This is a genomic window from Natronobiforma cellulositropha (assembly GCF_025629245.1).
Classification (GTDB): Archaea; Halobacteriota; Halobacteria; order Halobacteriales; family Natrialbaceae; genus Natronobiforma; species Natronobiforma cellulositropha.
On record NZ_JANZXN010000060.1, the window covers coordinates 74,513 to 101,478 of the forward strand.

The 26,966-nt window shown below is 67.3% G+C and carries 21 protein-coding genes; 10 read left to right on the top strand and 11 right to left on the bottom strand.

What is annotated here, in order from left to right:
- Nucleotides 1-6 precede the first annotated feature (6 nt).
- The 4 genes from N0B15_RS17705 to tatC all read right to left on the bottom strand — a co-directional run bounded on the left by N0B15_RS17705 (nucleotide 7) and on the right by tatC (nucleotide 7,006).
- The gene (locus N0B15_RS17705; protein ID WP_263021039.1) at nucleotides 7-1,767 is read right to left on the bottom strand and encodes a nitrite/sulfite reductase; all 1,761 of its coding nucleotides are present in this window, start codon (nucleotides 1,765-1,767) and stop codon (nucleotides 7-9) included.
- 329 nt (nucleotides 1,768-2,096) lie between these two features.
- The gene (locus N0B15_RS17710) at nucleotides 2,097-3,437 is read right to left on the bottom strand and encodes an MFS transporter (protein ID WP_263021040.1); all 1,341 of its coding nucleotides are present in this window, start codon (nucleotides 3,435-3,437) and stop codon (nucleotides 2,097-2,099) included.
- Nucleotides 3,438-3,439: 2 nt separating this feature from the next.
- On the bottom strand, nucleotides 3,440-5,524 hold the full coding sequence (nasA, locus tag N0B15_RS17715; RefSeq protein WP_317618619.1) for an assimilatory nitrate reductase NasA: 2,085 nt from the start codon (nucleotides 5,522-5,524) through the stop codon (nucleotides 3,440-3,442).
- A gap of 387 nt (nucleotides 5,525-5,911) precedes the next feature.
- Nucleotides 5,912-7,006, bottom strand: a complete 1,095-nt coding sequence (tatC, locus tag N0B15_RS17720) for a twin-arginine translocase subunit TatC (RefSeq protein WP_263021042.1) — start codon at nucleotides 7,004-7,006, stop codon at nucleotides 5,912-5,914.
- Between the two features lie 231 nt (nucleotides 7,007-7,237).
- Between tatC and N0B15_RS17725 the strand changes: the two genes are divergently transcribed.
- Entirely contained in the window at nucleotides 7,238-9,580 is a 2,343-nt protein-coding gene (locus N0B15_RS17725; protein WP_263021043.1) for a twin-arginine translocase subunit TatC, read from the top strand.
- Between the two features lie 48 nt (nucleotides 9,581-9,628).
- A complete protein-coding gene (locus tag N0B15_RS17730; RefSeq protein ID WP_263021044.1) occupies nucleotides 9,629-9,808 on the top strand; it encodes a ribbon-helix-helix protein, CopG family in 180 nt (59 codons plus the stop codon).
- A gap of 12 nt (nucleotides 9,809-9,820) precedes the next feature.
- On the opposite strand, the gene N0B15_RS17735 is transcribed toward N0B15_RS17730, so the two are convergent.
- Nucleotides 9,821-10,600: a 23S rRNA (uridine(2552)-2'-O)-methyltransferase gene (locus N0B15_RS17735; protein ID WP_263021045.1), complete on the bottom strand. Its 780-nt coding sequence runs from the start codon at nucleotides 10,598-10,600 to the stop codon at nucleotides 9,821-9,823.
- 372 nt (nucleotides 10,601-10,972) lie between these two features.
- Here N0B15_RS17735 and N0B15_RS17740 point away from each other — a divergent pair, with 372 nt between their 5' ends.
- The gene (locus N0B15_RS17740) at nucleotides 10,973-11,716 is read left to right on the top strand and encodes a DNA polymerase sliding clamp (RefSeq protein WP_263021046.1); all 744 of its coding nucleotides are present in this window, start codon (nucleotides 10,973-10,975) and stop codon (nucleotides 11,714-11,716) included.
- A 137-nt stretch (nucleotides 11,717-11,853) separates the two neighbouring features.
- Here the strand turns inward: N0B15_RS17740 and N0B15_RS17745 are convergent, their stop codons facing one another.
- On the bottom strand, nucleotides 11,854-12,729 hold the full coding sequence (locus N0B15_RS17745; RefSeq protein WP_263021047.1) for an alpha/beta fold hydrolase: 876 nt from the start codon (nucleotides 12,727-12,729) through the stop codon (nucleotides 11,854-11,856).
- A 98-nt stretch (nucleotides 12,730-12,827) separates the two neighbouring features.
- Between N0B15_RS17745 and priL the strand changes: the two genes are divergently transcribed.
- Nucleotides 12,828-13,898: a DNA primase regulatory subunit PriL gene (gene priL / locus N0B15_RS17750; protein ID WP_263021048.1), complete on the top strand. Its 1,071-nt coding sequence runs from the start codon at nucleotides 12,828-12,830 to the stop codon at nucleotides 13,896-13,898.
- A gap of 42 nt (nucleotides 13,899-13,940) precedes the next feature.
- Here priL and N0B15_RS17755 read toward each other — a convergent pair whose 3' ends face one another.
- Nucleotides 13,941-14,210 carry a DUF7472 family protein gene (locus N0B15_RS17755; RefSeq protein WP_263021049.1) on the bottom strand — a complete coding sequence of 90 codons (270 nt, stop codon included), beginning with the start codon at nucleotides 14,208-14,210 and terminating at the stop codon, nucleotides 13,941-13,943.
- A gap of 178 nt (nucleotides 14,211-14,388) precedes the next feature.
- Here N0B15_RS17755 and N0B15_RS17760 point away from each other — a divergent pair, with 178 nt between their 5' ends.
- Together N0B15_RS17760 and N0B15_RS17765 are read left to right on the top strand one after the other, a co-directional pair.
- Nucleotides 14,389-15,054 (top strand): SWIM zinc finger family protein, encoded by a 666-nt coding sequence (locus tag N0B15_RS17760; RefSeq protein WP_263021050.1) that lies wholly within the window; start codon nucleotides 14,389-14,391, stop codon nucleotides 15,052-15,054.
- Nucleotides 15,055-15,109: 55 nt separating this feature from the next.
- A complete protein-coding gene (locus N0B15_RS17765) occupies nucleotides 15,110-15,829 on the top strand; it encodes an E3 ubiquitin ligase family protein (RefSeq protein ID WP_263021051.1) in 720 nt (239 codons plus the stop codon).
- Between the two features lies 1 nt (nucleotide 15,830).
- Here the strand turns inward: N0B15_RS17765 and hjc are convergent, their stop codons facing one another.
- The 4 genes from hjc to N0B15_RS17785 all read right to left on the bottom strand — a co-directional run bounded on the left by hjc (nucleotide 15,831) and on the right by N0B15_RS17785 (nucleotide 21,892).
- Nucleotides 15,831-16,352, bottom strand: coding sequence for a Holliday junction resolvase Hjc (gene hjc / locus N0B15_RS17770; RefSeq protein ID WP_263021052.1), 522 nt, complete (start codon nucleotides 16,350-16,352; stop codon nucleotides 15,831-15,833).
- A gap of 104 nt (nucleotides 16,353-16,456) precedes the next feature.
- A complete protein-coding gene (locus tag N0B15_RS17775) occupies nucleotides 16,457-16,990 on the bottom strand; it encodes a DoxX family protein (RefSeq protein ID WP_263021053.1) in 534 nt (177 codons plus the stop codon).
- 193 nt (nucleotides 16,991-17,183) lie between these two features.
- The gene (locus N0B15_RS17780) at nucleotides 17,184-17,984 is read right to left on the bottom strand and encodes a CPBP family intramembrane glutamic endopeptidase (RefSeq protein WP_263021054.1); all 801 of its coding nucleotides are present in this window, start codon (nucleotides 17,982-17,984) and stop codon (nucleotides 17,184-17,186) included.
- A gap of 35 nt (nucleotides 17,985-18,019) precedes the next feature.
- Nucleotides 18,020-21,892, bottom strand: a complete 3,873-nt coding sequence (locus tag N0B15_RS17785) for a PAS domain-containing protein (RefSeq protein ID WP_263021055.1) — start codon at nucleotides 21,890-21,892, stop codon at nucleotides 18,020-18,022.
- A gap of 349 nt (nucleotides 21,893-22,241) precedes the next feature.
- Here N0B15_RS17785 and N0B15_RS17790 point away from each other — a divergent pair, with 349 nt between their 5' ends.
- The 4 genes from N0B15_RS17790 to N0B15_RS17805 all read left to right on the top strand — a co-directional run bounded on the left by N0B15_RS17790 (nucleotide 22,242) and on the right by N0B15_RS17805 (nucleotide 26,914).
- On the top strand, nucleotides 22,242-22,481 hold the full coding sequence (locus N0B15_RS17790; RefSeq protein WP_263021056.1) for a HalOD1 output domain-containing protein: 240 nt from the start codon (nucleotides 22,242-22,244) through the stop codon (nucleotides 22,479-22,481).
- A gap of 10 nt (nucleotides 22,482-22,491) precedes the next feature.
- A complete protein-coding gene (locus N0B15_RS17795; protein WP_263021057.1) occupies nucleotides 22,492-22,647 on the top strand; it encodes a hypothetical protein in 156 nt (51 codons plus the stop codon).
- Nucleotides 22,648-22,709: 62 nt separating this feature from the next.
- Nucleotides 22,710-23,453, top strand: a complete 744-nt coding sequence (locus tag N0B15_RS17800; protein WP_263021058.1) for a PAS domain S-box protein — start codon at nucleotides 22,710-22,712, stop codon at nucleotides 23,451-23,453.
- Nucleotides 23,454-23,584: 131 nt separating this feature from the next.
- The gene (locus tag N0B15_RS17805) at nucleotides 23,585-26,914 is read left to right on the top strand and encodes a ThuA domain-containing protein (protein ID WP_263021059.1); all 3,330 of its coding nucleotides are present in this window, start codon (nucleotides 23,585-23,587) and stop codon (nucleotides 26,912-26,914) included.
- Nucleotides 26,915-26,966: the final 52 nt, after the last annotated feature.

The following is a 26,966-nucleotide window of genomic DNA, read 5'->3' on the forward strand; positions in this document are numbered from 1 at the left end:
CCCCGCTCAGTCGTCCGACGGCGCGGGACTCGAGACCGCGTCGGCCGCGCTCTCGGTCTCGTCGAAGGGGTACCAGGCCTGTTTGTTGTCGGTCATGTACGGCGCTTCGAAGTCCGTCTCCGCGGGTTCACAGAGCTCGACGATGGTCTCGGTGCCGGTCGCCTCGACCCACTGGCGGAAGCTCTGACCCTCCTCACGGTGGGCAGCGAAGGCGTCGAGGATGCTCTTGATCGCAGCGGGTGCCTCGTCGGCCGGGACGCGCTGGGCGACCCACTCGACGAAGGCGGGGTTCTCGCCGATGCCGCCGCCGACGCCGATGTCGAACGCCTCGACCATCTGGTCGTTCTTGCGCGCACGCATCCCCTGGAGACCGATGTCGGCGGTCATCGCCTGCCCGCAGTCGGCCGTACACCCCGAGTAGTGCATGTGGATGTGCTCGACGTCGTCGGGGAGGTCGACGTTGGCGTGGAGCCAGCGCAGCATCCGAGCCATGCGCGCTTTCGTCTCCGTCAGCGCGAGGTTACAGAACTCCGTCCCGGTGCAGGCGACCGCACCCCGGTCGAACGGGTTGGGCTCGGGCTGGTACTCACCGAGTAAGGGCTCTGCGAGTAAGTCCTCGAGACGGTCCTCGGGAACGTCGGTGATGATGAGGTTCTGACGGCGGGTCAGACGCACCTCACCGGAGCCGTACTCGTCGGCGAGGTCGGCGAGTCCGATGGCGTCCTCGGCGGGAAGCCGGCCGACCGGGACGCTCAGCCCGACGTACTTCTTGCCGTCGCGCTGGTCGCCGACGCCGACGTAGTCGCCGCGGCCGTCACCTGGCGGGCGGCCCGCGTTGTAGGTGTACTCCTCGCGGAAGTCCTCGCCCGCCGTCTCGAGGTCGAAGTCGACGTACTCCTCCTGGAGGACCTCGCGAATCTTCTCGGTGCCCCAGTCGTCGACGAAGAAGCGAGCGCGGTTCTTCGCGCGCGTGGTGCGGTTGCCCTCGTCGTGGTAGAGCTGGACGAACGCGCGGCCGACCTCGTAGGCCTGCTCGGGCGTGACGAAGATGTCGAGCGGACGGGCCGCACGCGGCTGGCGGCCACCGGTACCGCCACCGGCGCGGACGTTAAAGCCCTTGACCGTCTCGCCGTCGATCTCTTTCCGGGCAGCCTCGAACCCGATGTCGTTGATCGCGTCCTGGGCGCTGCCGTCTTTCATGCTCGTCACGCTGATGTTGAACTTCCGGGGCATGTTCGCGAGCGCGTCGTCGCCTCGCAGTTCCTCCTGGAAGCGCTCGAGCAGCGGCAGGGAGTCGACGTACTCCTCGGCCTTTCCGGCGAGCGCACAGCCGGAGATGTTGCGCATCGTGTCACCGCCGGCGGAGCGACTCGAGACGCCCGCCGCTTCGAGGTGCTCCCAGACGGCCGGTACGTCCTCGAGTTTCAGCCAGTGGAGCTGGACCGACTGGCGCGTCGTGAGGTCCATCCAGCCGTTGCCGAACTCGGGGTTCTCGGCCGGGCCGGTCGCGTAGTCGCGGGCGACCTCGGCGATGGCGCGGAGCTGTCCCGGTGGGAGGAGTCCGTTCGCGTTGGTCAGGCGCATCATGAAGTACGACTCCTGGCCGGTGCGCTGGTGGAACAGTCCCCAGAACTTGAAGCGGGTGAACCACTCGTCGTACTCCTCCTCGGGGATCGCCTCGAAGCCCTCCTCGGCGAACTCGAGGATGTGTTCGCGGACCTCGTCGCCGTAACACGACTCTTTGTACTCCTCTTTCTTATGCACCATCGCAACTCACCTCAGACCCGATTGGACGGTCGTCGCACATACGCCCGAAATTCGATGCGTACATAGCAAATTTCACGGTACAACCTCACGAGAGTGTTCAATATAACCCTAATCGTTTACAAATAGCCGTTTCAGACGCCGATATCCGCCGCTCCGTCCGATGTATAAGGACGTATTATCCTCTCGAAGGTGTTCTTCGGCCAGCGTGGCGGCACAGACGGTGGTCGGAACTGAACACGTATCGATCGGACAGTGAGCGGCCGGCCGGGAGTCGCGGGGTGAGAGCACTCGCCCGCGACGGGTGAGAACGGAGACGCGGACCGGGCGCGTCAGTCGTCGGCGGGAACCGCCGTCCCGACCGGCTCGAACTCGCTCGAGCGATAGAGGGAGGCGGCGAGCGCGAGCGCGAGGATGCCGAGGGCGAGGTAGACGACGAAGCCGTGAGCGTAGCCGTCGACGCCGTAGACGTCGACGAACAGGCCGAGAACCGGCGGGACGACGAAGCCACCGAAGCCACCGAGACCGCCGACCAGCCCCGACGCACCGCCGACCGCGTCGGGAACGTAGGTCGGGAGGAGCTGGTAGATCGCGGCGCTGGCGATACCGAGACCGGCCCCGAGGGCCACCGTCGCGGCGATGGCGAGCGTGAGGTCTCGAGTCGAGACGAGTGCGAGCGTCGAGAGCGCGACGAGACCGAAGCTGACCATCGTCGTCACCTCGCCGCCGACGCGGTCGCTGATCGCGCCACCGCAGACGCGAAACAGCGGCGAGAGCAGCGTGAAGGTGAGCGCCGTGACGATGCCCGCCGTCTGGAGGTCGAGTCCGTAGAGGTTGTGCCAGTAGGAGGGGTACCAGACGGTGAGCGCGAGGTAGCCACCGAAGGAGACGAAGAACATCGCGGTGAGCAGCCACGAGCGCCGGATCGTCGCGGCGTGTGTGATCGACTCGAGTGCGTCACCGCTCGGGAACAGTTCCTGGCCGTCTGCGGCGGCGCGCCGTTTCGCCTCGTCGTCGTCGAGACCGCGCTCTCGGTACTGGAAGTACGGTGAGTCGACGGCGAAGACCAGGAAGATCGCCGTCCCGACGAGTAAGAAGACGAACCACGCGGCGTAGGTGCCCGTCAGCCCGAGCGTCAGGAGGGCGAACGGCGCGATGATCGTGAAGATTCCCGGCGAGGTCGTGCCGAGTCCGGCGAAGACCGCGAGCATCGTCCCACGGCGCTCGGAGCGGTACCAGTAGGAGATGTCGACGATACCGACCGAGAAGGCGGCGATACCACAGCCGCTGAGCGAGCCGAAGAGGAAGATCATCGGGTAGTGGACCATCGAGAGATTCGGGTAGGCCGTCAGTAAGATCACTAACAGGCCGCCCATCCCGACCGCGGAGAGACCGAGGAGGATGGCGAACGGCTTCGTCGAGCCGACGTCGTCGACCCAGGCGCCGAACGGGATGCGAAGCAGCGACCCCGTCAGCTGTGGCGCGGCGACGAGCAAGCCGAGTAAGACGCCGGAGAGCCCGAGGACGGACTCGAACTCGGCGGCGACCGGCCCGTAGACGACGACGCCCGCGAAGCCGACGAAGTAGGCGAACGTCAGCGCCGAGACCGCCCGGCGCTGGCTGCCGCGTATCGGCGCATCCCCGGCGGCCGACGGGGTGGTTGGCTCGCTCATCGTTACGCACTCACCGTCGCCGTCGCACTCGCGTCCCGTTCGCGGACCGCCTCGAGACGAACCGCACACTGCTTGAAGTTCGGCTCCCTCGAGCGGTCGTCGACCTCGGGGACGGTCAGGTCGTTGACCGCCGGGTGGTGGATCGGCAGCCAGACGACGCCGTCGGGGATGGCGTCGTCGGTCTCGACCCGGGCGAGGATCGACGCACGCCGGGAGGCGACCCGCGCGTAGGTCGCCTCCCCTTCGTCGAACTCGGCGACGACCGAGCGTGCGGTTGCGGGGCTGACGCGTGCGACCGGCGGCTCGGTCTCACGCGTGCGGACGCCGGTGTTGTAGGCGTCGGCGAGTCGCGCCGTCGTCAGCGTCAGCGGGTACGCCTCGGACGGCGACTCGGGCAGCGACTCGGCCGTCCCGCTCGAGAAGCGAGCGCGTCCGGACGGCGTCGGGAACGACCAGGAGCCGGTCGCCTCGTCGTAGTAGCGGTAGCCGCCCTCGCTCGTCGGCGTCGGAGCGGGCCAGCGAACCGCGAGTTCGGCCTCGAGTCGCTCGTAGCCGATGCCCGAGCAGTCGGCGGGCGTCCCCTCGGTGAGCGAGAGGAACTCCTCGTAGATCGGTTTCGGCTCCGGGCGCTCGGTGAAGAGACCGGGGACGAGGCGGTCGGCGAGTTCACCGATCAACTCGAGGTCCGTCGAGATGCCCGAGGGCGTCTCCGTCGCCGCACGGACGCGCGCGACGGTCCGCTCCATGTTCATCACGGTGCCTTCGGACTCGCCCCAGGTCGCCGCCGGGAGGACGACGTCCGCCAGTTCGGCCGTCTCGCTGTGGAAGGCGTCCTGGACGACGAGGAAGACGTCCTCGAGTCGCTCGCGGGCGGCTGCGGCGGCCGGAAGCCCGGCGGCGGGGTTCGTCGCGACGGCGTAGACCGCCTCGACCTCGGTGTCGATCGCCTCGACGACCCCGACCGGGCCGGGACCGCTGTCGTCGGGGAGACGCTCGAGCGGGACCCCCCAGGTCTCGGCGACCACCGCGCGGTGAGCCGGGTCGTCGAACGGCCGGTGGCCCGGCCAGGTTCCCTTCGAGGAGCAGACGCGCGTGCCCATCGAGTTGGCCTGGCCCGTCAGCGAGAACGGCCCGGAGCCGGGTTTCAGGTTGCCGCTGGCCAGACAGAGATCGACCAGCGCACCGGCCGTCGCCGTCCCGTTGACGCTCTGGTTGACGCCCATCCCCCAGTAGACGAGCGTCGGGTCGGCCAGCGCCGCGGCGAGTCGGTCGACGTCGGCGAGCGAGACGCCCGCCTGCTCGGCCGCCGCCGCGGCGTCGGGCAGCGACTCGAGGAGGTCGTCGAAGCCCTCGGTGTGGGCGTCGACGAACGCGCGGTCGACGTCGCCCCGGCCGACGAGACGGGCGAGAATCGCTCGTGCGAGCGCCAGGTCACCGCCGGGTGCGGGCGCGACGTGGTGGTCTGCGACGTCCGCGCTCTCGCTCCTGACGGGGTCGACGACGAGCAGTTCACACCCCTCCTCGGCCGCGCTCTGGCGGATCCAGCTGAACATGACCGGGTGGGCGACCGCCGGGTTCGCCCCCCAGACGAGGTGCGTCTGCGCCTCGGGAATATCGTCGTAGGTCGGTGGCGGCGCGTCGCTGCCGAAGGCGTCGTAGTAGGCCGCGACGGCGCTCGCCATACAGAGAGTCGTGTTCGCGTCGTAGTAGCGCGTCCCGAAGCCGCCACGAGCGAGTTTCCCGAGCGCGTAGGCCGCCTCGTTGGTCTGCTGGCCGCTGCCGAGGACGGCGACCGCATCCGGGGACGACTCGAGTGCCGCGCCGAGCCCCTCGGCCGCCCGCTCGAGGGCGTTCTCGAGCGTCGTCGGGACGAGTTCGCCGTCGCGCCGGACGAGCGGTCGGGTGAGCCACTCGCCGTTCGGGTCGGCAGTCTCGCGGACGCCGCGCTGACAGGCGAGACCGCGGTTGACCGGGTGTTCGGGGTTGCCCCTGACGAGGTCGAGACCGTAGCCGCTGTCGACGGCACGCTGGACGTGTCCACAGCCGACCGCACACCGCATACAGGTCGTCGGGACGAACTCACCCACGACGATCACCCACGCGGCCGTCGACCACGGATGGAGGTCGACGGATGCCCAGCGATGCAGGGATAGTGTTCAGATTCGTGCCCATATTCACGGTACAGTGTGATAATTTGGAGTGGTAAAACACTGTCCGTTGTATTTCGTCCACTTGTGGACGGATTTCGAGGAGAGGTCGAGGATATGAGGATAGATAGGAGGTGTATAAGGGCATACAATGGCCGAGGAACGGCCCTCGAGCGACCGAACGTCAAGCCGAGAGCAGCAGATCTGTGCTATGTGACGACTCACCACCCTCGACAGCCGGGTCACGTCACAGCGTGAGCGCGCGGGTGAGTGACCGCCGTCTCGAGTGGCGCAGAGCGGACGTGAAGAACAATGAACCGGGTCGCGCTACCGGCCAGCCCACTTCAGGAGCAAGAGCGTCCCCTCGAAGAGGGCGATCATGATGAGCGCCACCAGGATGGCAGCCATCAGCGTCGGGTCGAACGTTCCGAGGAACGCCAGGCCGAAGAAGCCCGCCCAGAAGTACAGTCGCTTCTCGGCGAGCCACTCGCGCGTGGTGACGCCCATCATCACCGCGAGGATGATGAACAGCGGAATCTGGAAGACCACGGCGAGAAACGCCGTGAGCGTGATGATCAGGTTGAAGGTGTCACCGAGGGCGTAGTGGATCTCGGCGCTGCCGTCGGCGTAGTAGGTGAAGTATCGGAAGAGAATCGGGAGGACGAACCGGAAGGAGACGAACATCCCGACGAGCGCGAGCACGAGGCTCACCGGCACCGCGGAGAGGTAGTACTTGCGCTCGTGGGGGTAGAGTCCCGGGCGCATGAACCGGTAGGCCTGGTAGACGAGCGCCGGGAGCGCAACCAAGACGCCGAGCAGTGCGGCGACTTTGATCCGCGTCATCCACAGCTCGAGCGGGTGGTAGACGTGGGGCCGGGTGTCCTGCTCGAGCAGCGCCGACGGAAGGACGTGATCCCAGATGAACGTGATGGCCTGAGACGCCCAGAGAATCCCGATCGTCGTCGCCACCGCCGCCATCAGCGTGACCACGGCCAGCCGCTTGACCATCTCCTCGATGTGGTCGGCCAGCGGCATCTCCTGGTCGTCCGGCGGCGTCGAGATTCCGCCGACGTCGTCGTCGGGGTCCGGATACTCCGGATCGTCGTCTGCGGGACGGTCGCGCGCGTAGCCGTCGCCGTCGGTCTTCGCCTCGCGGCCGCTCGAAGCGCTGGTGGTGTCGGCGGCCGCACTCGAGTCGTCCGCGTCGGCGTCGTCGCTCGAGTCGTCTCCCTCGGATTCCGGGTCAGCGTCGGCGTCCGTGTCGGAACCCGAATCGGCCGCGTCCGCGGAAGGAGCATCGGACTCGTCGGCGTCGTCGTCGCTCGAGTCGTTCCACCGCTCGGAGAGCGGTCTGCTGTCGGCGTCTTCGCGTTGCTCCTCAGAGCCCTCGACGTCCGCACTCTCGTCCGACTCGGGCGGCATCTATCGACATATAGATAGGCCGCTGGTTATAGGCCTTTTTCTTACGATCAGGGTTCGCCGGCGAGAATTCCCCCTCGACGGGGCCACCACCGGCAACCGCTACCGGTTGCTCGTCGGTGAGGACGGCTGTATGCGTACCTGAGTACTGGCGCGCGACGCGGCCGAAACGGGGCGCAAAAGTGGTTGACTCGAAAGGTTGATAACTGAATATAAGTAACCCAGAGACATCGAATGAGCTCTGCCCTCGACGAAGACACTGCCAAAGCGATCAACAGCGGCCGTGAGAGCATCGGCGCCCTCGTCTCGAGCGCGCAGACGCACGGGCAGAAGATATTCATCGTCTTCGTCATCGGCTTTCTGGGCTCCTTTTACGCCCTTCGGCTCTGGATCTGGGACTTCCTCGAGGCGACCGCGAAGGCCCAGATGGACCAAAACGTCGCCGAGGTAACGGACATCATCACCCGGACCCCGTTCGAGGTGATCCTCTTACAGGCGAAGATCGGATTGATCGTGGGTGCGATCATCGCGATTCCGGCGCTGCTCTACTACTCTCGGGACGCGCTCAAGCGCCGCGGCTTCACCTCTGCAGTGCCGATTTCGCGCGCCTACGTCGCCGGCTTCGTCCTCACCTCGTTGACGCTGTTCTGGGTCGGCATTATCTACGCCTACGCCGTCTTCTTCCCCTACGCGTTCGACTTCCTCGCCGCCAACGCGGTCAGTGCGGGGGTCAAGCCGAGTTTCGGCATCACCCAGTTTACGGAGTTCATGGCGCTGTTGACGTTCTCGTTCGGCCTGGCAGCCCAGTTGCCGCTGTTCATGGGCGCGCTCGCCTACACCGAGGTCGTCCCCTACGAGACCTTCCGCGATAAGTGGCGTCACGCTATCGTCGCGATCACCGTCTTCGGCGCGTTCTTCTCGCCGCCGGACCCGTTTACGCTCATCATGTGGGCCATCCCGCTGGTGATCCTCTACGTCTTCAGCCTCGGGCTGGCGAAGGTGTTGACCAACACCCGACGCCGCGGCGCGGCCGAAGCCATCGGCGGGACGACGCTGATGAAACGCCGGGCACTCCAGTCGGTCGGCGCACTCGCCGCCGCCGCACTCGTCGCGAGCGCCGCCATCTGGGCGGGCCTCTTCGACCTGCTCGACGAGGAGGTCTACCCGCTGCTCCCCGAGTACCTCCAGCCCGGCGGGCCGACCACACTCGAGACGCTCGCGGCCGACCACGGCGCACTCGGCGCGCTCGCGGCGGGACTCATCGTCGCCGCCGGGGTCGCGTTCGTACTCATGCTCGTCTACACGGTCAAGGTCCTCCAGAGTCCGGTCCACCCCCGGATCGACGACGTCAGAAGCGGCGACCCGGAGGCGATCGACCTCGACGTACTCGACGCGGGCGCGATCGAGGCCGTCCCACCGCAGGCGTTCCTCGCGATGGACGAAGACGAGGTGCTCGGCCACGCGCGGACGGCGATGTACGACGACGACCGCGAGAAAGCACAGGCGATCCTCGACCGCTACGACACCCTACAAGCGCAGGCGGCCGAACGCGAGGAAGACGCCCAGGCGGCCGACGCCGATGCCGGTGGCGCAGAAGGCGGCGACGCGGCGGCCGAGGCGGCCGACGCCGAGGAGGAGTCGAGCCTCTTTGCGAGCACCGCCGCGGACGTCGTCGACGCCTTCACCGAGGAGGAGACGACCGAAGACGACATCGGCGGCTACGCCTACGACATCGCGTTCATCTTCCAGAGTCTCACCTCGAAGATGTTCTACCTCGTCGGCCTGTTCATGGTCGTGATGGGCGGGACGTTCATCTGGCTCTACAGCGGCGGGTTGCAGATCATCCTCGAGCAGTTCGCCTCCGGCATCCCAGAGGAGTACCTCGTCGAGGTCGCCAGGCAGAAGGGTGCCGACCTCGATGGCACCGAATCGACGAGAGAGCTGATCGACCAGAGCGGCTTCGTCATCGCGCTCCACCCCGTCGAGGTCCTCATCTTCGAGGTGAAGGTGAGCCTGATCGCCGGCATCGTCTCGATCCTGCCGCTCTCGCTGTACTTCGCCTGGCCCGCGATGAAAGAGCGCGGTCTCGCCTACGGCGACCGGCGGACGTTCATCGTCTGGGGTGGCTCGATGCTCGTCGGCTTCTTCCTCGGCACGGTGATCGGCTTCCTCTTCATCGCCCCGGCGCTGATCTCGTATCTGATCTCGGACGCACTCGCAGCGGATATGATCGTCTCCTTCCAGATCAGTCACTTCGCCTGGCTGGTGCTCTTTACCACCGTCGGCGTCGGCTTCCTGATGAACATCGTCGTCACGATGGGGCTGTTCCACGTCGGCGGCATCGTCAGCTACCGGACGATGCTCGAGGGCTGGCGCTTCGTCGTCGTCGGCATCTTCACCATCTCGGCGTTCGCCAGCCCCTCGGGGATCATCACGATGCTCATCTTCGCGGTTCCGCTCACCATCACCTACCTCATCGGTCTCGCCCTCCTCTACGTGCTGACGGCGGGCGGACGGCTCTTCGGCGGCGGTGGCGGCAAGCGGCCCAGTTTCGAGACCGGGCTGTTCGGCCGGTGAGTACTCCGAAGGGCTGTCGTTAAGCCGTCGGCGTTCGAACCGCCCGCCATGCCGAAGATCAGCGTCGAAATCCCACAGGAACTGCTCGACGACCTCGACGACCACGTCGGCGACGACGGCAAGTTCGTCAACCGAAGCGACGCGATCCGTGCCTCGATCAGGAAGACTCTCGACCTGCTGGACGAGATCGACGAGCGCCACGACCGCCTCGAGTCGGACGAGAACTGAGCCGGACGAGACCTAGGGGTCGAGTCGCGTCGCGAAGCCGAAGTTGGGTTTCACGTCCTCGATTCTCACGGTGACGGTCTCACCCACCTCGGTGTCGGGGACGAACAGACGGTAGCCCTCGACGGAGGCGATGCCGTCGCCCTCGGTGCCGGTGTCGAGAATCTCGACCTCGAGTTCCTCGCCTTCCTCGACGGGGGCGGTGAGCCGGCCGATGCCGAGGAGGTAGATCTCGGAGGATTCGTCTCTCGAGGCCTTGGGGCTGGTGGCGAGGACGTGGTCGAACTCGTCTTCGAGGTCGGCACGCAGGGCGTCGACGTCGGGACCGTCGAACACCTTGACCGCGAAGTTGCCGCCGGTGGCGAGCAGTTCGAGGGCGGTCTCGAACGCCAGTCGCGCGAGGTGGAGTGAGCGCGCCTGGTCGAGGGAGTACTCGCCGGACATGTTCGGTGCCATGTCGGAGACGACGACATCGACGCTGCCGCCTGCGGTGTCGGTGACGCGCTCGCGGGTGCGTTCGTTCGTCATGTCGCCGCGGACGGTCTCGATGCGGTCGCCGTAGGACTCGTCGAACTCACGGATGCGCTGGAAGTCGACGCCGACGACGCGCCCCTGGGGACCGACACGCTCGGCGGCGACCTGGAGCCAGCCACCGGGGGCCGCGCCGAGGTCGACGACGGTGTCCCCGCCGGAGATGAGGTGTTCTGCATCGTCGAGCTGGCGGAGTTTGTACGCCGCGCGGCTCCGGTAGCCCTGCTGTTTCGCCCGGTTGTAGTAGTCGTCCTTTCGAGTCATTGGAGCGTCACCACACGTCGGGGTACGTCTCCGTGTCGGATCGTCGATACCGTCGTGTTCATACGTCGGTTGACGCAGTCGACCCGGAAATGTACGTCGGATGAGGCGGGACACGTCGAACGACCCGTGTGGTGTCGGATCGGCGTGGAGTCGGGGTCGCAGTCAGTCGGCGATCTCGGCGTCTCGTGCGGCCGTTCGTCGACCGCACGGTGGCCACCTCGAGTCGAGGCGAAGCGGCCGCGCGGAACGGTCGTCAGCGTCTCCTCGATCGAGCGTCCTGAAACGAACGGACGTCGGCGAAATTCGGGAGACGACACGCCGGTCGCCCACAAAGGGTGGCTTTTTATGGCGACCCTCCGTACCCCGACGCATATGTTCAAGGCCATCGTGAGCGCGGAAACGCTCTCCAGCGCGCTCGACTCGGTGAGTGTGCTGGTCGACGAGTGCAAGATCCACCTCGAGGAGGACGGCTTCACGATTCGCGCCGTCGATCCCGCCAACGTGGGGATGGTCGATCTCTCGCTCGACGCGGCCGCCTTCGAGTCCTACGAGGCCGACGGCGGTCTCATCGGCGTCGACCTATCGCGACTCGAGGACATCGCCGGCATGGCGGAGTCCGGCGGACTCGTCCAGCTCGAACTCGACGAAGAGACCCGCAAACTCCACATCCAGATCGACGGACTCGAGTACACGTTAGCGCTGATCGACCCCGACTCGATCCGCCAGGAGCCGGACATTCCGGACCTCGACCTGCCCGCCTCGGTCGTCCTCGAGGGCAAAGACATCAACCGCTCGGTGAAAGCCGCCGACATGGTCTCCGACCACATCGCCCTCGGCGTCGACGAGGGCGAGGAGTTCTTCTACGTCGACGCAGAGGGTGACACCGACGACGTCCACCTCGAGCTGACCACCACGGAACTGATCGACCTCCAGCTCGGTCCCGCCCACTCGCTGTTCAGCCTCGACTATCTCAAAGACATGAACAAGGCGATTCCCGCCGCTGCCGAGGTCACCCTCGAACTCGGCGAGGAGTTCCCGATCAAGATCCACTACGGCTTCGCCGAGGGACAGGGCCAGGTCACCTACATGCTGGCACCGCGCATCCAGAGCGACTGACGACGCGAAAACGACGCCACCGTTCTGACCCCGCAACGATCTCGAGTGACGACGCTCGAGAGTGCGTCGGGGAACAACGCTCGAGAGTACGTCGGGGAACAACGCTCGAGAGTGCGTCGGGGAACAACGCTCGAGGGCTACGGGGCGACGCGAGCGCCGAGGTGCTCGCGGAGGCGCTCGAGCGTCCAGTCTGCATCTTCGAAGAAGAACAGGTGTGAGCCGTCGGTGCGGACCTCGAGACGGGCGTCGGGGAGCTTCTCGGCGAGTAAGCGCCCGTTCGCAGCGGGGACGATCCGGTCGTCGCCGCCGTGGAGCACCAGCGTCGGACAGCGGACCGACCAGAGCGAGTCGGCCAGGTCGGCGTTCTCGAAGGCCGTGAGCTGGGCGAGCGCCGCGAGGTCGGCTGCGTCCTGCTCGAGTCGCCACTCGAGGAGCTGATCGATCAGGTGGGGGTTGCGGTTGGTGAACGCCTCAGAGAACGCCGGGCGCTGGCGCTCGCGGAGCTGTCGGCGGCGGGTCCTCCCGCGCGGCGTCTCGAGGAGCTGTGCGCGGACGTCGGGTGGGATCGGAACGGCGTCGACGCCGCCGTGGGTCGCCCCACAGAGGGTGAGCGACGCCGCTCGCGTGTACTCGAGGGCGTAGCGCAGCGCGAGCGTGGCACCGAGACCCGCACCGACGAGGTGGGCCGACCGAACGCCGGCATCGTCGAGGACGGTCTCGAGGTCGCCGGCCAGGTCGTCGAGCGAGGGGGCGAACGCCCGTCGGACCAGCGGGCCGGCGAGCCGTCGTGGGAGGGCACGGACGACGCGCGAGAGTCCGTCCTCGGAACGGCCGGTCCCGCGGGTGTCGGGGGCGATCACGTCGAACTCGGCGGCGAGCCCCTCGCGCACCGGTCGCCACTGCCAGCGCCCGGCGCCGGCCGTCTGGAGGAGCACGACGGTCTCGCCGTCGCTCGGATCGACGCCGTCGCGTTCGTAGTACAGCTCCACTCCGTCGGAGGTCGCCCACGGCATACGCCGACAGACGCGTGCGAGGAACTTGAACTCGTGGTCGGCCGGGTGGCCGCTCGAGACGACGTGTTTAACACCGATGAGTGAGAACCGGGCCAGCCATGCAGCGACTCCACGCGCGCTACCCGTTTCTCGAGGGGGCGCGCGACGCCGTCGCCACCCAGGCGGTCGATCTGGTGACCGTCGTCGAACAGGAGCGCCCCGTCGTCGAGCGCGCCCGCGAGCGCGTCGTCGCAGCGCTCGAGGAGGGTGACGTCGGCGAGCCGAGTCGCGACCCGCGAACCGAACTGCTCTCGTACCCGGTCGCACGCGTGCTCGTCTCGCTCGCCGACCAGCGCGTGCTCGTCCGTACCTACGCGCGAGCGGAGGCGGCGACGGCCTACGAGCGCTTCGTCGCCGACTTCGAAGACACCACCGAGCTCAAGAGCGTCGAGACGAGCGGCGTCACGCTCGAGGAGCTACTCTCGGAGTTCGACCTCGAGCGAGCGGTCCGGGAGACGGAGACGGGCTACCAGGTCGGCGTCGGCGCCTACCTCCCGCTGGCGGGCGACCTCTGGGAGTCCGAGTGGCGGCTGGTCAACCGCGCGCTCGAGCGCGGCGAGGTGCCCGTCGACGAGGACGAACTGCTGACGCTCGTCCGCGAGGCCGTCCGCGAGCGCGTCGAGGAGGGGCTGCCGTTCGACGTGCCGGAGCCGATCGCCGAGGCGCTCACGGACGACGTCGAAGAGATTCAGGAGGTGCTCGCCGAACTCGACCTGACCCGTGAGATCGACACCGTCGTCCCCGACCTCTTTCCGCCGTGTATGACGGCGCTACTCGATGCGATCCAGAAGGGCGAACACCTCCCGCACCACTCGCGCTTCGCGATCACCGCCTTCCTCGCGAGTATCGGCATGAGCACCGACGAGATCGTCGAACTGTACCGCGTCAACTCGACGTTCGGCGAGGAGATGACACGCTATCAGACCGACCACATCCGCGGGGAGAGTTCCCCGACCGAGTACTCACCGCCCTCGTGTGCGACGATGGTCTCCTACGGCGACTGTGTGAACAAAGACGACCTCTGTGAACGCATCCCCCACCCGATGGCCTACTACGAACGTCGCCTCGACGAGACCGACGACGACGAACTCGAGGACTGGCGCGAGACCGTCGAGAGCGAGGAGGCGTAGCCTCGCCGGGAGAAAGCGGACGAGAGAACCGGCGGGCGCAGCTCAGACGGTGTTCTTCGCGTCGGTCTCAGCCTCGTCGGTCTCGAGACCGTCTTCGGGGTCGTTGAGCGTGTAGGCGAGACCGACGCCCATCGCGGTCATCAGGAAGATGAAGCCGACGATGGCCCCGACGAGCATCTCACCGCCTTCGGCGTCGAGGACGCTCGCGTTCGCGTCGCTGTACGTGACGCCGATCCAGTACATCGCCGCGAGCATGATGAGAACGGCACAGACGGCGGCGACGATTTCGATGATCCGCTCGCGCTCGAGCATTGGCCCTGAGTTTCTCCGGACCCACCAAAAGGGCTTCGAACGGCGTCTCTGCGGCCAGGACGACGCAGGCGAGAGGGGTATGCTCCTCGAGCACCTAGAGTGGTCGTACAGCCAGACCACCGCTCGAGCGGGCCGGTCGCCGGCACGTGTCGAACCCGGCCGCTCGGAGTCCACTACCATGACGCACACACAGCACACACACGCGTCACCGAAGACCGCGTTACCACTGCCGCCAGACCGCCAGTTAGACGAGCGCTCGCGCCGGGCCAGAGCCGAGCCGATGGCCGTCCTCGCCCTGGGTGACGGTCTCTACGAGGTCGAGTCCGAGGAGGAACACACCTACCTCGTCGACATCGACGCCGGGCGCTGTACCTGCCCGGATCACGTCTTCCGGGGCGTGCGCTGTAAGCACGTCCGCCGGGTCGCGATCGAGATCACCGACGGCCGCGTGCCGCCACCGGGACGTATCGTCCGCGAGTGCGCCGAGTGCGCTCGCCCGCTGATCGTCGAGGAGGAGACGCCAACGCCGGTCTACTGCCCGGCCCACACCCTCTACCCGGGCGACGCCGTCCGCGACAGAGAGACCGGCGACCGCCTGACCGTCGTCGACGTCTCGCCGCTGCGGGCGGACCACGTCCGCATCCGCGAGACCGAGTGTACCGTCTCCGAGTACGGGTCGAACGCGAGCTACGACCCCGACGTCCCCGTCGTCGGCGCGGTGTACCCCCACGCCCGCGTGGCGCGAAACGGCGTCGTCCCCGACTCGCTGAAGGTGTACGTCTTCCCGCGCCCACGCCTCGAGCGGGTGGAACAGCCGATACCTCGGGAGTCACAACCGGTCTGAGGGGACCACAGTCACGCCCGCACGCTTATTATCGCCCGGTTGAAAGGCCGAGGGCATGGCAGTGATCGAAGCGCTCATCGGAGTGCTCTTCGCCGGTGTCGGGGGATTCGTCGTCTGGCAGGGATCGCAGTCGCTGCGGGCGTGGAACTACGTCCGCGCCGGAGAGCCGATCACGGTCCACGAAGCCACGCGGGCGAGCGGTCCCGTCGAAATCGAGGGGACGGTTCGCCCCCACGAGGAGCCGCTCGAGTCGCCGTTTCACGGCGTCGACTGTGTCGCCTACAGCTACACGATCGAACGCCGAAAGCGCGGCGGGAAGAACCGCTCGAGCGGCTGGCGAACCGTCGAGAGCGGGAGCGAGCGCCGCCCATTCGTACTCGAAGACGGCCGCGAGACGGCCTACGTCGACCCCGAGGGGGCGACGCTCTCACTCGAGTCCCACCGGACGCGCTCGATTCCGAACCAACAACGCGCACGGAGCATCACCGGCGTCGCCACCTCGGTCTTCGGCGGCCGCCGCCGCTACACCGAGAAGCGACTCGAGGTCGGCGAGTCGGTCTACGTCTTCGGAGACGCCGAAGCCCACCCGCGTGAGGTCGACGCCGACGTGGCCATCGAGGCGGGCGACGCGCCGGTGTTCCTCGTCTCCGACGCCTCGGAGGGAGCGACCCGGCGGCGACTCCTGTTGAAGGGACTCGGTCTCGGAGCGTTCGGGTCGATATTCCTCGCGGTCGGTCTCTGGCTCGCCGCCGGGAGCGCGCTGGGAGCGGTGTGACTCACTCGAGTAACTCCGCCGCCTCCTCGACCTCCATCAGGCCCTGTTTCACCGCCCGGAGGACGCGGACGACCTCCTCGTCGGGGCCCGTATCGGTGCGCTGGCCGACCTGGTCGAGGGTGACCTTCTCGCTCTCGCCGACGAACTCCGGGAAGTCGGTTCCCTCGGCGATGGCGGTCTCCTTCTTGACGCGGTAGTTGCCGCCGTCGGTGTGGTGGAGGTCGCCCGGGTGGAAGAAGTACCAGTCCTCGCGGTCGAAGCGGACGGCGATGCGGGGTTTCGCGCCGAAGTTCTGGGCGAAGTAGATGAGCGCCTCGACCTCCTCGCCGGTGAGGTAGATGGGCTGGCCCGCGCTCGATTTCGCCTCGATGGCGTAGAAGACCTCGCCGTCGCCGGCGAGGACGTCGGGCAGTTCGCGCGTCGTCGCCGCGCCGCTGGCGGGTGCACGCATCACCGCGAATCCGGCCTCGTCGAGGCGGTTGACGAGTTCGCGCTCGCGGCGGCCACCCTTCGCGTGGGACATACCCGTCTCTCGCCACCGGTCACTAATAAACGAGGCGGAGACGCGGGGGAGCGAGGCGACGGTGAAAAGCGAGCGACCGCGAGGGGCACGGAAAAAACTCGAGTTCAGCCCAGCAGGTAGCGCAGGACCGGGCGCTCCCTGACGAGCCGGTGGGCCTCGAGGATGCGGTCGACGCCGAGGATGCGTCCGGCGGCGAACGCGCCCAGTGCGAGGAACACCGCGGCGTAGACCAGTTGGCTGTTGACCAGCCCGTTGGCGACGTCCCAGCTACCGAAGTAGAACATCACCATCTGGATGGCGGCCCCGAGTGCGGCCAGACGGACGAACGCCCCGGCGACGAGCGCGACGCCGATGAGCACCTGGCTGACGGGGATGATGACGTCGACGGCGGCCATCATCGTCCCGCTGGCGGCCATCGCGCCGAAGAGCCCGCTGGCTGGACTCGCCGGGTCGACGTTCGCGAGGTAGCCGTAGGCGCTGAACTCACCGACCAGCTTGCCCCAGCCCGCACTCAGCATGACCCAGCCCATGACGAGGCGGAGACCGACGACCGCCCACGCACTGAGCTGGTGTGGGGTTCCCTCGAGCGTTACGCCACCGATACGGCTTTCCAACCGGTTGATAGTCGTTGCAGACATGATGGTATCCTCTTACAGCTATTGCTTGGACACGTGACCACGTATATACCCAGAACCGTTCCCACCCGTCGAGAAACAGTATACGAGAGTGGACAGTCAGACAGTGTCACGCCAGGTCGGCGGTGAGGATGGGAACCGCCAGTGAACCCGGCCACGGGCCGGGAGGGGGCGTCTCGAGCGCTCGCGGGCGGAGTCACCAGAGCGGGAGGAACATCGCTAGGTCGAGTTCCTCGGGGGCGTACTCGAGGACGAGATAGAGGTTGAGAAACTGGACGGCGTTGAGACCGGCGTGGGCGAGCGTCGGGACGACGAGGTTCTCGGTTCTGACGTAGAGCGCGCCGAAGACGAGCGAGCCGACGAACATGACGGCGAGGGAGACGGCGACGGCGAGCGTCGAGGGTGCCCCCAGCGCGTAGACGGGGAGGTGGACCAGCGCGAAGACGACGCTCGCGACGACGACGGCACCGTAGCGCGAGAAGGTGGCGTAGAGGCGCTTCTGGATGACGTTTCGGAAGAGAAACTCCTCGGCGGGGGCGTTGAAGAGGAAGACGAAGACGATGAGATAGAGCGCGAGCGGCGGATCGGCGCTGACGACCTCGAGGATGCTGTGCTGGGCGGTGGGTACGTCGAGCGCGTCGGAGACCAGCGTGACGAGGACGACGAGGGCGACGACAGCGAGGACGCCGACGACGACGTAGCCCCAGTCGCGCAGCGTCGGCAGGCGGAGGTCGAGGTAGTCCCAGCCGTGGCCCGTACGCACGAGGTAGAACGCCCCGACCGCGGCCATCCCGACGAAGTTGAGCGCGAACATCGCGAGAAACGCACCTCTCGAGGCGTCAGCGGCCGAGTCGGCGAGTGCTGGCTCGAGTGCGAGCGCCGGGAGGACGGCGAGCTGTGCGCCGAGGAGACCACCGACGGTGAGACCGACAGCGACGAGCAGCGACCAGAGCGGTTCGTCGACGGGCGGCTCGGTCGACTCGGTGGCGGCTTCCATGGCCGGGCGTACGAGGGCGGCCACCTTGGGCGTTCTCACTCGCCAGCGACCAGCGGCGCGTCGACGTCGAACAGCTGCTCGAGCAGCCGCCGGTTGCCGACGCGGAGGTGGCGGTTGACGGCGGGCTGTGAGACGCCGAGCATGGCGGCGACCTCCTCGCCGGTGGACTCACGCGGCCAGTCGAAGTAGCCCGCGAAGTAGGCGGTTTTGAGCACCTCGAGCTGGCGGTCGGTGAGCGCGTCGAACAGCGAGTCGATCAGGTGGCCGCGGGTGTGTGTGCGGCGGCTGACCGTCCGGCGGCGGATGAGTTCGACCGTCGGGTAGCGCTCGTCGAGCATCTCGAGGAACTCGCGGACGTCGGTCGCCGTCGAGAGGTCGACGACGGTCTCGACGCCGGCGGGGGTGGCGACGATCGAGCGCGGGGTCGCGCCGTGGCGGACGAGTCGCGAGGCGAGGACGTCACCCGAGACGGTCGCCTCGAACAGCGTCTCCTCGCCCGATTCGGAGATTCGCTGGAAGGAGGAGACGGAGACGAACTCGTCGAGAACCGCCTCGACGGTCTCGGGTGGGCCGTCGGCGGTGAAGAAGAGCCGGGTTTCGTCGGCCGCGTGCGCGGGCAGACCTTCGAACGAGAGTCGACAGTCGGCCGCCCGTGCGAGGCGCTCGAGGAAGGTGCCCGAGTCGGTGATGGTGACGGTGAGTTCGAGCGCGGTATCGGTGTGGAGGGCCTGTCGCGCCGTCACCGCGTTGATCGCGTTGGCGATGCTCTCGCCGAGTTCCTCGAAGACCGTCCGTTCGAGGTCGCCGAAGGCGTCCGGTTCGCTCGCGTAGACCGAGAGGACGCCGTAGACGTACTCGTCGAAGGCGAGCGGGACGCTGCACACCGAGTGGAAGCCGCTGGCGAGTGCGGCGGTGCGCCAGGGGTCGCCAGGGAGGTCGCCGACGACGTTCGAGACGACCGTCGAGTCTTCGGTGCGTGCGGTCTGGACGGCGGGTTCGCTCGAGGTGTCGAGCGTTTCGAACGAGACCGCGTCCAGGTACGCCCCCTCGGCACCAGCCCAGGTTCGAGGGGCGAGTCCCTCCTGGCCGGCGTCGGTCGCACCGATCCAGGCGAAGTCGATGCTCGGTTCCTCGACGAGGCGTTCACAGACGGTCCGTTCGATCTCGTGGCGACTCGTCGAGCCGACGAGCGACTGATCGATCGCCCGGATGATCTCGGTGACCTGGATCTGGCGTTTGAGCCGGCGGTTCTGTGCGGCGAGTTCGGCGTCGCGCTCGCGGAGGCTCGACTCGCTCTCGAGGCGGTCGAAGGCGGCTTCGGCGGTCGCGACGAGCGTCTCGACCAAGCGTCTGGTCTCGTCGTCGACGTCGGGTGCGGGCGCCGTCGCGACGAAGACGCCGTGGACGCCCATCGGGACGACCAGCCCGCTGCTGTCTCCGTCGACGAGCAGGGGCGAGGAGCCGACGACCGTCTGTGAGCCCGTCGCGAAGACGTTCCAGACGACCGAGTCTGCATCACCGACGGCGATCGGTTGCAGGTCGTCGGCGACCTGTGGGGAGGCGGCAACCGGCTCGAGTCGGTTGCTCGTCGCGTCGAGGAGGTAGATACAGGCACCGGTCACCTCGAGAGCGTCGTCTGCGGTCTCGACGATCAGGTCGGCGACGGCCTGCTCGGTCTCGGTGTTGAGGAGGCTGTGTGTCGTCTCGTGGAGCGACCTGATGGCGAGTTCGCGCTCTTTGCGCTCGGTGATGTCCTGTAACGCGCCTCTGAGCGTGACGAGCTCCCCCTCGGCGTCGGTGATAGGCACGCCCGTCGTCTGGACCCAGCGCTGCTCGCCGCTCGCGGTGAGCAGGCGCGCTTCGATGTCGTACGGTTCCCTGGCGGCGATGGCGGTCTCGACTGCCGTCCGAACCCGGTCGCGGTCGTCGGGGTGGTAGAACTCGAGACCGCGTTCCACGTCGAACGGCTCCTCGAGCGGCACGCCGTGGATGCGGTAGAGTTCGTCGGTGAGCGTCCCCTCGTAGGGCGGGTCGGTGGTGAGGTCGAGTTCCCAGCCGCCGACGTTCGCGATCCGCTGGGTCTGCTCGAGGAGGGCAGTCGTGCGCTGGAGGTCCTGTTCGCGTTCTTTCCGGTCGGAGATGTCCTGGACGGAGCCTCTGAAGGCGACGAGGTCGCCGTCCTCGTGGATCGGTTCACCGATCGCCCTGACCCAGCGTATGCCGGCGTCGGTCTGGAGTCGCGCCTCGATGTCGTAGGCGGTCTCGGTCTCGACCGCCTCGCGGAGCGTGGCGTCGACGCGCTCGCGGTCGGCTGGATGGTAGGCTTCGACGACCGACTCCCGTTGGAGGTCGGCATCGCGGTCGAAGCAGTGGATACGATACAGTTCGTCCGTCCAGGTCATCGCCGGCGGGTCACGCCGGAAGTCGACCTCCCAGCCGCCGACGGTCGCCAGCCGCTGGACCTGCTGGAGGAGGTCGGTCGTCCGTTCGAGGTCGCGTTCGTGGCGCTTGCGTTCGGTGACATCCTGGATCGAGCCGCGTAGCGTGGTGACCGGACCGTCGTCTGTGACCGATGTAGCGATCATTCGCACCCAGCGGCGCTCGCCGTCGGGCCGGGTCAGGCGTGCCTCGAAGTCGTAGTCTGCACCGGTCTCGATGGCTCGGTCGATCGCCGTTTCGATGCGCTCGCGGTCGGCGGGGCGGTACTGTGCGAGCATCTGCTCGAGCGTGGCGTCGGTTCCCGACCAGCCGTGGATGCGTGCGACTTCGTCGGTCCAGACGACGTCGACGGCGTCGCCGGCCGCCTCGAGCTCCCAGGCACCGACGTTCGCGAGGCGCTGTGACTGGGTGAGGAGGTCCCGAGTGCGTTCGAGTTCGCGTTCGTATCGGGCGCGTTCGCTGATGTCGCGGCCGATGCCGACGAGGACGGGATCGCCCTCGGGACTCTCGAGCCGAGACGCGACGAACTCGTGAGGGATCGACTCGCCATCGGCGGTCAGAAACGGGGCATCGATGCGGGCGGATCCGTCTTCGAACACCCGTTCGATCGCCTCGACGACCCGTGGATGGTCTGCAGGTGGAAAGAACTCGAGCGGAGACATCGAGTCGATCTGTTCGTCGGTGTAGCCGACCGTCTCGTTGAAGGTCTCGTTCCAGCGGAGCGCCTCGCCGCCCTCGTCGAGGATGTAGAAGACGTCGTCGAGCGTGTCGATGATCTCGACGGTGTAGTCGCGGTAGTCTTCGAGTTTACGGCGCTCGAGTTCGTAACTCACCCACCGCGTCAGGAGGTCGGCGAAGACGAAGTCGCGACGCGTGAACGGCTCGTCGCGTGGATCGGGGTCGACGAAACAGAGCGTCCCGTACAGCTCGTCGTCGACCTCGAGCCGTCCGCCGATGTAGCAGGCGATTCCCCACTCGGAGTAGCCGGGGTCGGCGTCGAAGCCCTCGGAGGCGGCGTCGTAGATGCCGAGAATATCGCCAGACGTGATCGTCTTCCGGCAGAACGTCTCCGAGAGCGGTGACGTGCCGAGCTGAACGAAGGTGCCGCCAGCGGCCAGTTCCACCTCGTACCGGTCGGTATCGGGATCGATCTGCGTGAGGACGCCGTTTTCGACCCCGAAGTAGCGACGGCCCAGGTCGAGGAGGCGTTCGATCTTCTCGTCGCTGCTCGCAGCGGCGTCCGAGGTGATCCGGTAGAGTTCGCGGCGGTAGCGCTCGCTCGCTTCCGAGCGGTGCTCGTGGCTGCGCACGTCGTCGACGAGGTCGCCGACGGCTGCGCAGAGGTCGGCGAGCGGGCCGTCCTGCGCCGTCGCGAACTCCACGTCCGACTCACCCGCGTTGAAGCGCTCGAGACGGTCGGTGAGCCGTTCGATCGCGCGGCTGTCGACGCCGTTGGCCGAGTCGCTCACGGGACTACACCCGGGCGTGACCGATCGATCGGGTCTCGACGCGGTCGGGTGGGACTCGAGCGTGCGTTCGGCCGGTCCGTCGGCGTCGCCTGCACCGGCGCGTACACGTCAGGTGGCGAACGTCGAGCTGCGTCGGGGAACACGCGTGAGGGGGATGCGATCATGTCGGCTCGTACGGCCCGTACGCTATTGAGAGCTACCCACGACCCCGGGGGTCGACGGCAGCCGACTCGAGACCGTCGGCCACGGGGGTTATACACGTAACGACGGCTACGCGTCGGTGCTACGCAGATAACGGCCAGTGGGATGGGGGCGGGGCCCGTAGAAACTCGTGATGACTGCCACCACGATGTCCGAAGCACACGAGTCGGTTGGAACGCGCGTCGTCGAGGCGATCGCCGAAGCCGCAGGCACCGATCCGTTCTCGCTCGAGCCACCGCTTTACTACTCGATCGACATGGAAGCGCTCGAGCGGCTGTTCCGCCCCGGGACCGAGGGACAGGTCAGCTTCGAGTACAGCGGTCACCACGTCGTCGTGGGGAGCGATGGCACCGTGACCGTCGACGGCATCACCGACGAACCGCGATGATCACCGAGCAATGTTGACAGACGACACCACAGAGACGAACGCAGAACCGATCAGAGAACGCTACGAGGAGTACGAGGTCGGCTCGACCAGAGTCGCCGTGATCACCGATCCGGAGAACGAGTCAGCCTGGGTCCTCTCGAACGTCACCCAGCGGATCGTTCCATGAGCCGGCTCGAGCGGCGAGGGGGATCGAAGGTGAACGGGGACGGCCGACGAAAACGGTGAAAGATGCCTGCACCGAACGACGACAGTTCGCACCGAGAGACGGCAGACACGCAGTCGGTTACGGTGCTCTTCGTCGGTGGCGACGGCGAGACGCTGCCGCTCGAAGACGCCAGTGACGAACACGTCGACGTACATCGCGAGTCGACGGTCGCGGGCGCACTGAGACAGGTAGACGAGACCGACTGCCTGCTCGTCTCGACGCAGTTTCCAGCCGAGGAGACGGATGAACTGCTCGAGACCGTCGTCGCCCGCTATCCCGACCTCCCGATCGTGTACGCGCCGGCAGCGACCGACGGGCGTCACGCACGACACCTCGAGCACCAGCTTCGACGGGCCGTCGAACACCGGCGTGCGGCCACCTGGACCGAACACGCCCTGACGGCGCTCCAGACCGTGACCGACGCGGTCGCGATCGTCGACCGCACCGGAACGTTCGCGTTCGTCAACCGCGCCTACGCCCACCAGTTCGGCTACCGGAGAGCGGAGTTACACGGCAGCTCGTGGACGAGGATCTACGACGAGGACGAGGCCGAACGGCTCAGTGTGACGGCGATTCCGGCGGTCGAAGACGGCTGGCGCTGGAGTGGTCAGTGTACCGGACGACGACGTGACGGCGAGACCGTCGTCGTCAGAACCGCGATCGTCGGTCTCGACGACGGTGGACTCGTCGTCACCGCAGACGAACACAGACACGGCTCGAGCGAGGTGGCGGCGCCAGCGGCCGACGAGCACGCCGAAGAGCGCTAGTCGTCGGCCGCGGACGAAACCCGGCAGCATCGGAAGTGGCCCCTATTTACTGCCGATTCATTATTGAAATAACAATATTTTGCAGAAAGATTATTGGTTCGTCGCCAGACAGTGCTCCAACACGAGTAGCCATGCCAGCACACACAGACGAGACGCGAGCGCTCGAGCGAGCGTCCGGCGGCGACCGGGCGGAGTCGGTCAGTACGATTTCACGACGGCGGCTCTTACACACCGGGGCGGCCCTGGGTGCGGGCGGCGCACTCTTCGGCGGCCTGCCGGGGAGTGCGACGGCTGACAGCCACGACCACACGGACGGGGTCTCGGTGCTCGTCTTCTCGGTCACCGACGGCTTTCGCCACGCCAGCATCGACTACGGGAACGCACAGCTCGAGTCGCTCACCGACCGCATCGCGACGGTCGCGGGCGTCGACGAGGTGACGATCGACGTGATCGACGATCCGAACGGTGACGCGAGCGCCTTCCCAGACGATGTCGACGAGCTCGCGGCCTACGACGTCGTCGTCTGGAACAACACGACCGGCAGTCCGCTCGAGCACGCCCAGCGCGAGGCGTTCGAGGCGTACATTCGCGACGGCGGCGGCTACGCGGGCATCCACGCGGCCGCGGACACCCACTACCACTGGGACTTCTACAGCGACCTCGTCGGCGCGCAGTTCGAGGACCACCCGCCGGTCCAGGACGGCGAAATCGCCGTCACCGACCGGGACCACCCCTCGACGCGTCACCTCCCCGAGCGCTGGACGGCCGAAGACGAGTGGTACGACTACGACCGGAATCCGCGGGGTGACGTCCACGTGCTGGCGACGCTCGACGAAGACAGCTACGACGGCGCGGGGATGGACGGCGGCCGCGCGGACCACCCGATCGCCTGGTGTCACGAGGTCGACGACGGCCGCGCCTGGTACACCGGCCGGGGCCACACCCAGGCGGCGTTCGACGAGGAGGCGTTCCTCGAGCACCTCCTCTACGGCATCTGCTGGGCGGGCGGACTCGTCGAGGGTGACGCGACGGCCACCGTCTGGGACTCCTACCAGCGCGTCGAGATCACCACCGACGTGACGACGCCGGTCTCGATCGAAACCGACCCCAGCGGGCGTATCTACGTCGTCAACCTCGACGCCAACGTCCTCGCCATCGATCCGGACACCTTCGAGACGAGCGTCGCGCTCGAGCGTGAGTTCTACAGCGCGGCCGAAGACGGCGGCCACGACCTCGCGTTCGACCCGGAGTTTTCGGACAACGGCTACGTCTACTTCTACTACTCGCCGACGAACGACGCGCTCGACCCCGACGCAGACGATCCCTACGCCGTGCTCTCGCGCTTCGAGGTCGACCCCGACACCGGCACGTTCGACGAGGCGAGCGAGGTCGAACTGTTACGCGTGACGACCCAGCGCGAGACGAGCGGCGGGATGTGGGGCGGCGCGGACTACCACCTCGCCGGTGGCGTCGAGTTCGGTCCCGACGGCAGTCTCTACCTCACCACGGGCGACAACGTCACCCCACACGAACACGACGGCTTCGCCCCCATCGAAGAGGGGAGCGACCCCAACTGGATGGACGCCCGCGGCACCTCGGGCGACACCGCAGACCTCCGGGGGAAGATCCTCCGCATCGAGCCACACGAGGACGGCAGCTACTCGATTCCCGACGGCAACCTCTTCCCCGAAGACGAGTACGCCGCCGAGATCGACGCCGGCACCGTCGCCCCGGAAATCTACGCGATGGGCTTTCGAAACCCATTCCGTCTCGGCGTCGACGACGAGACCGGCGCGCTCTACGTCGCCGACATGGGTCCCGACAGTTACGAGTGGGACACAGACCGCGGCCCGATCGGCCTGCGAACCTACAACCGGATCACCGACCCCGTCAACATGGGCTGGCCGTTCGCTCGTCTCGAGTACCCCTACGCGGATTTCGATTACAACACCCACACCTCGAGCGGCTACTTCGATCCCGACGGGCCGACCAACGACTCCGCGCACAACGACGGTCTCACCGACCTCCCACCGGTCGACACCGACTCGACGCTCGCCTACGTCGCCACCGACTGGCAGACCTACCTACATCCACCCCACGACGGTCCCTGGGAGACACCCGACGAGGTGCCCCACCCCGAACTCGCCGACACCGGCGTCATCGGCGGTCCCCTGTTCAGACTCGACGAGATCGGTGACGGCGGTCTCCCCCCGTACGTCGACGGCAAGTGGCTCATCGCCGGCTGGAACTCCGGCTCGCTCAAACTCATCTCGACCGACGCCGACGGCGACCTCCTCGAGATCGAACCCTTCCTCTCCGGAATCGGTCTCGAGAGTCCGAACGACTTCGCCGTCGGTCCGGAGGGGCGGCTCTACGTCGCCGACTGGGGCGAGGAGTTCGAGCCGACCAACCCCGCCATCTACCGCATCGAACACGAACCCGAGGTCGTCGTCCCCCAGTACGACGAGGAGTTCGTCCTCGAGGGCGCGACCGACGGCTGGGTGGGCGTCTCACCCGACTCAATCGCCGGTGAGACGAACCCGACGCTGCCGGTCGAGGTCGGCGGCGAGTACCGCTTCGAGTGGACCAACGTCGACGGCATCCCCCACAACGTCGCGATCCGCGACGAAGACGAGGAGGTGTTGCTCTCGACGGACCTCGTCTACAACGAGGGCGCGACCCAGGAGGTCTCGTTCACCGCGACCGAGGAGATGGACCACTACCTCTGTGAACCCCACCCGTCGACGATGCTCGGCGACCTCTCGATCGGCGACGGCCACGACGACGAGTTCGACGACAACCTCGGCGACCCCGTCACCGAGATCACCGTCGACATGGCCGACGGCAACCGCTTCGAACCCCAGATCGTCCACGTCGAAGAGGGCGCGACCGTCACCTGGGAGTTCGTCGGCGGCTGGCCACACGATACCGTCGCCTACCACCCCGACACCTACGGCGACCAGCGCATCCCCGACGGCACCGACCCCTGGCAGAGCGACCTCCTGAGCCAGGAGGGCGAGACCTTCGAACACACCTTCGAGGACGAGGGCGTCTACGACTACGTCTGCGTCCCCCACGAGGAAGCCGGCATGGTCGCCACCGTCGTCGTCGGCTGGCCCGACCCCGACGGCCAGCCAGGCCTCGAGTCACCCTCGATCGACATGCCGTCGGGCGCACGCGAGGAACTCGAGGCGCTCAACGCTCGCGTGAGTGACGTCCTCGAGGACGGACCCGCGGCCGACCTCGACGTCAGCGGCGACGGCAACCCCGCCCAGGACCTCACCGGCGACGGTCTCTACGAGGACATCACCGGCGACGGGAACCTCGGCTTCAACGACGTGGTGACGTTCTTCGAGGAACACAACAGCGACGTCGTCCAGTCGAACGTCGAGTACTTCGACTTCAGTGGTAACGGCCAGGTCGGCTTCAACGACGTGGTCGCCCTCTTCGAACGGCTGTGAGGCGTTCGAGCGTACGAGACTCCCGTCTCGGAGTGTTCGAGTCGATCTAAGC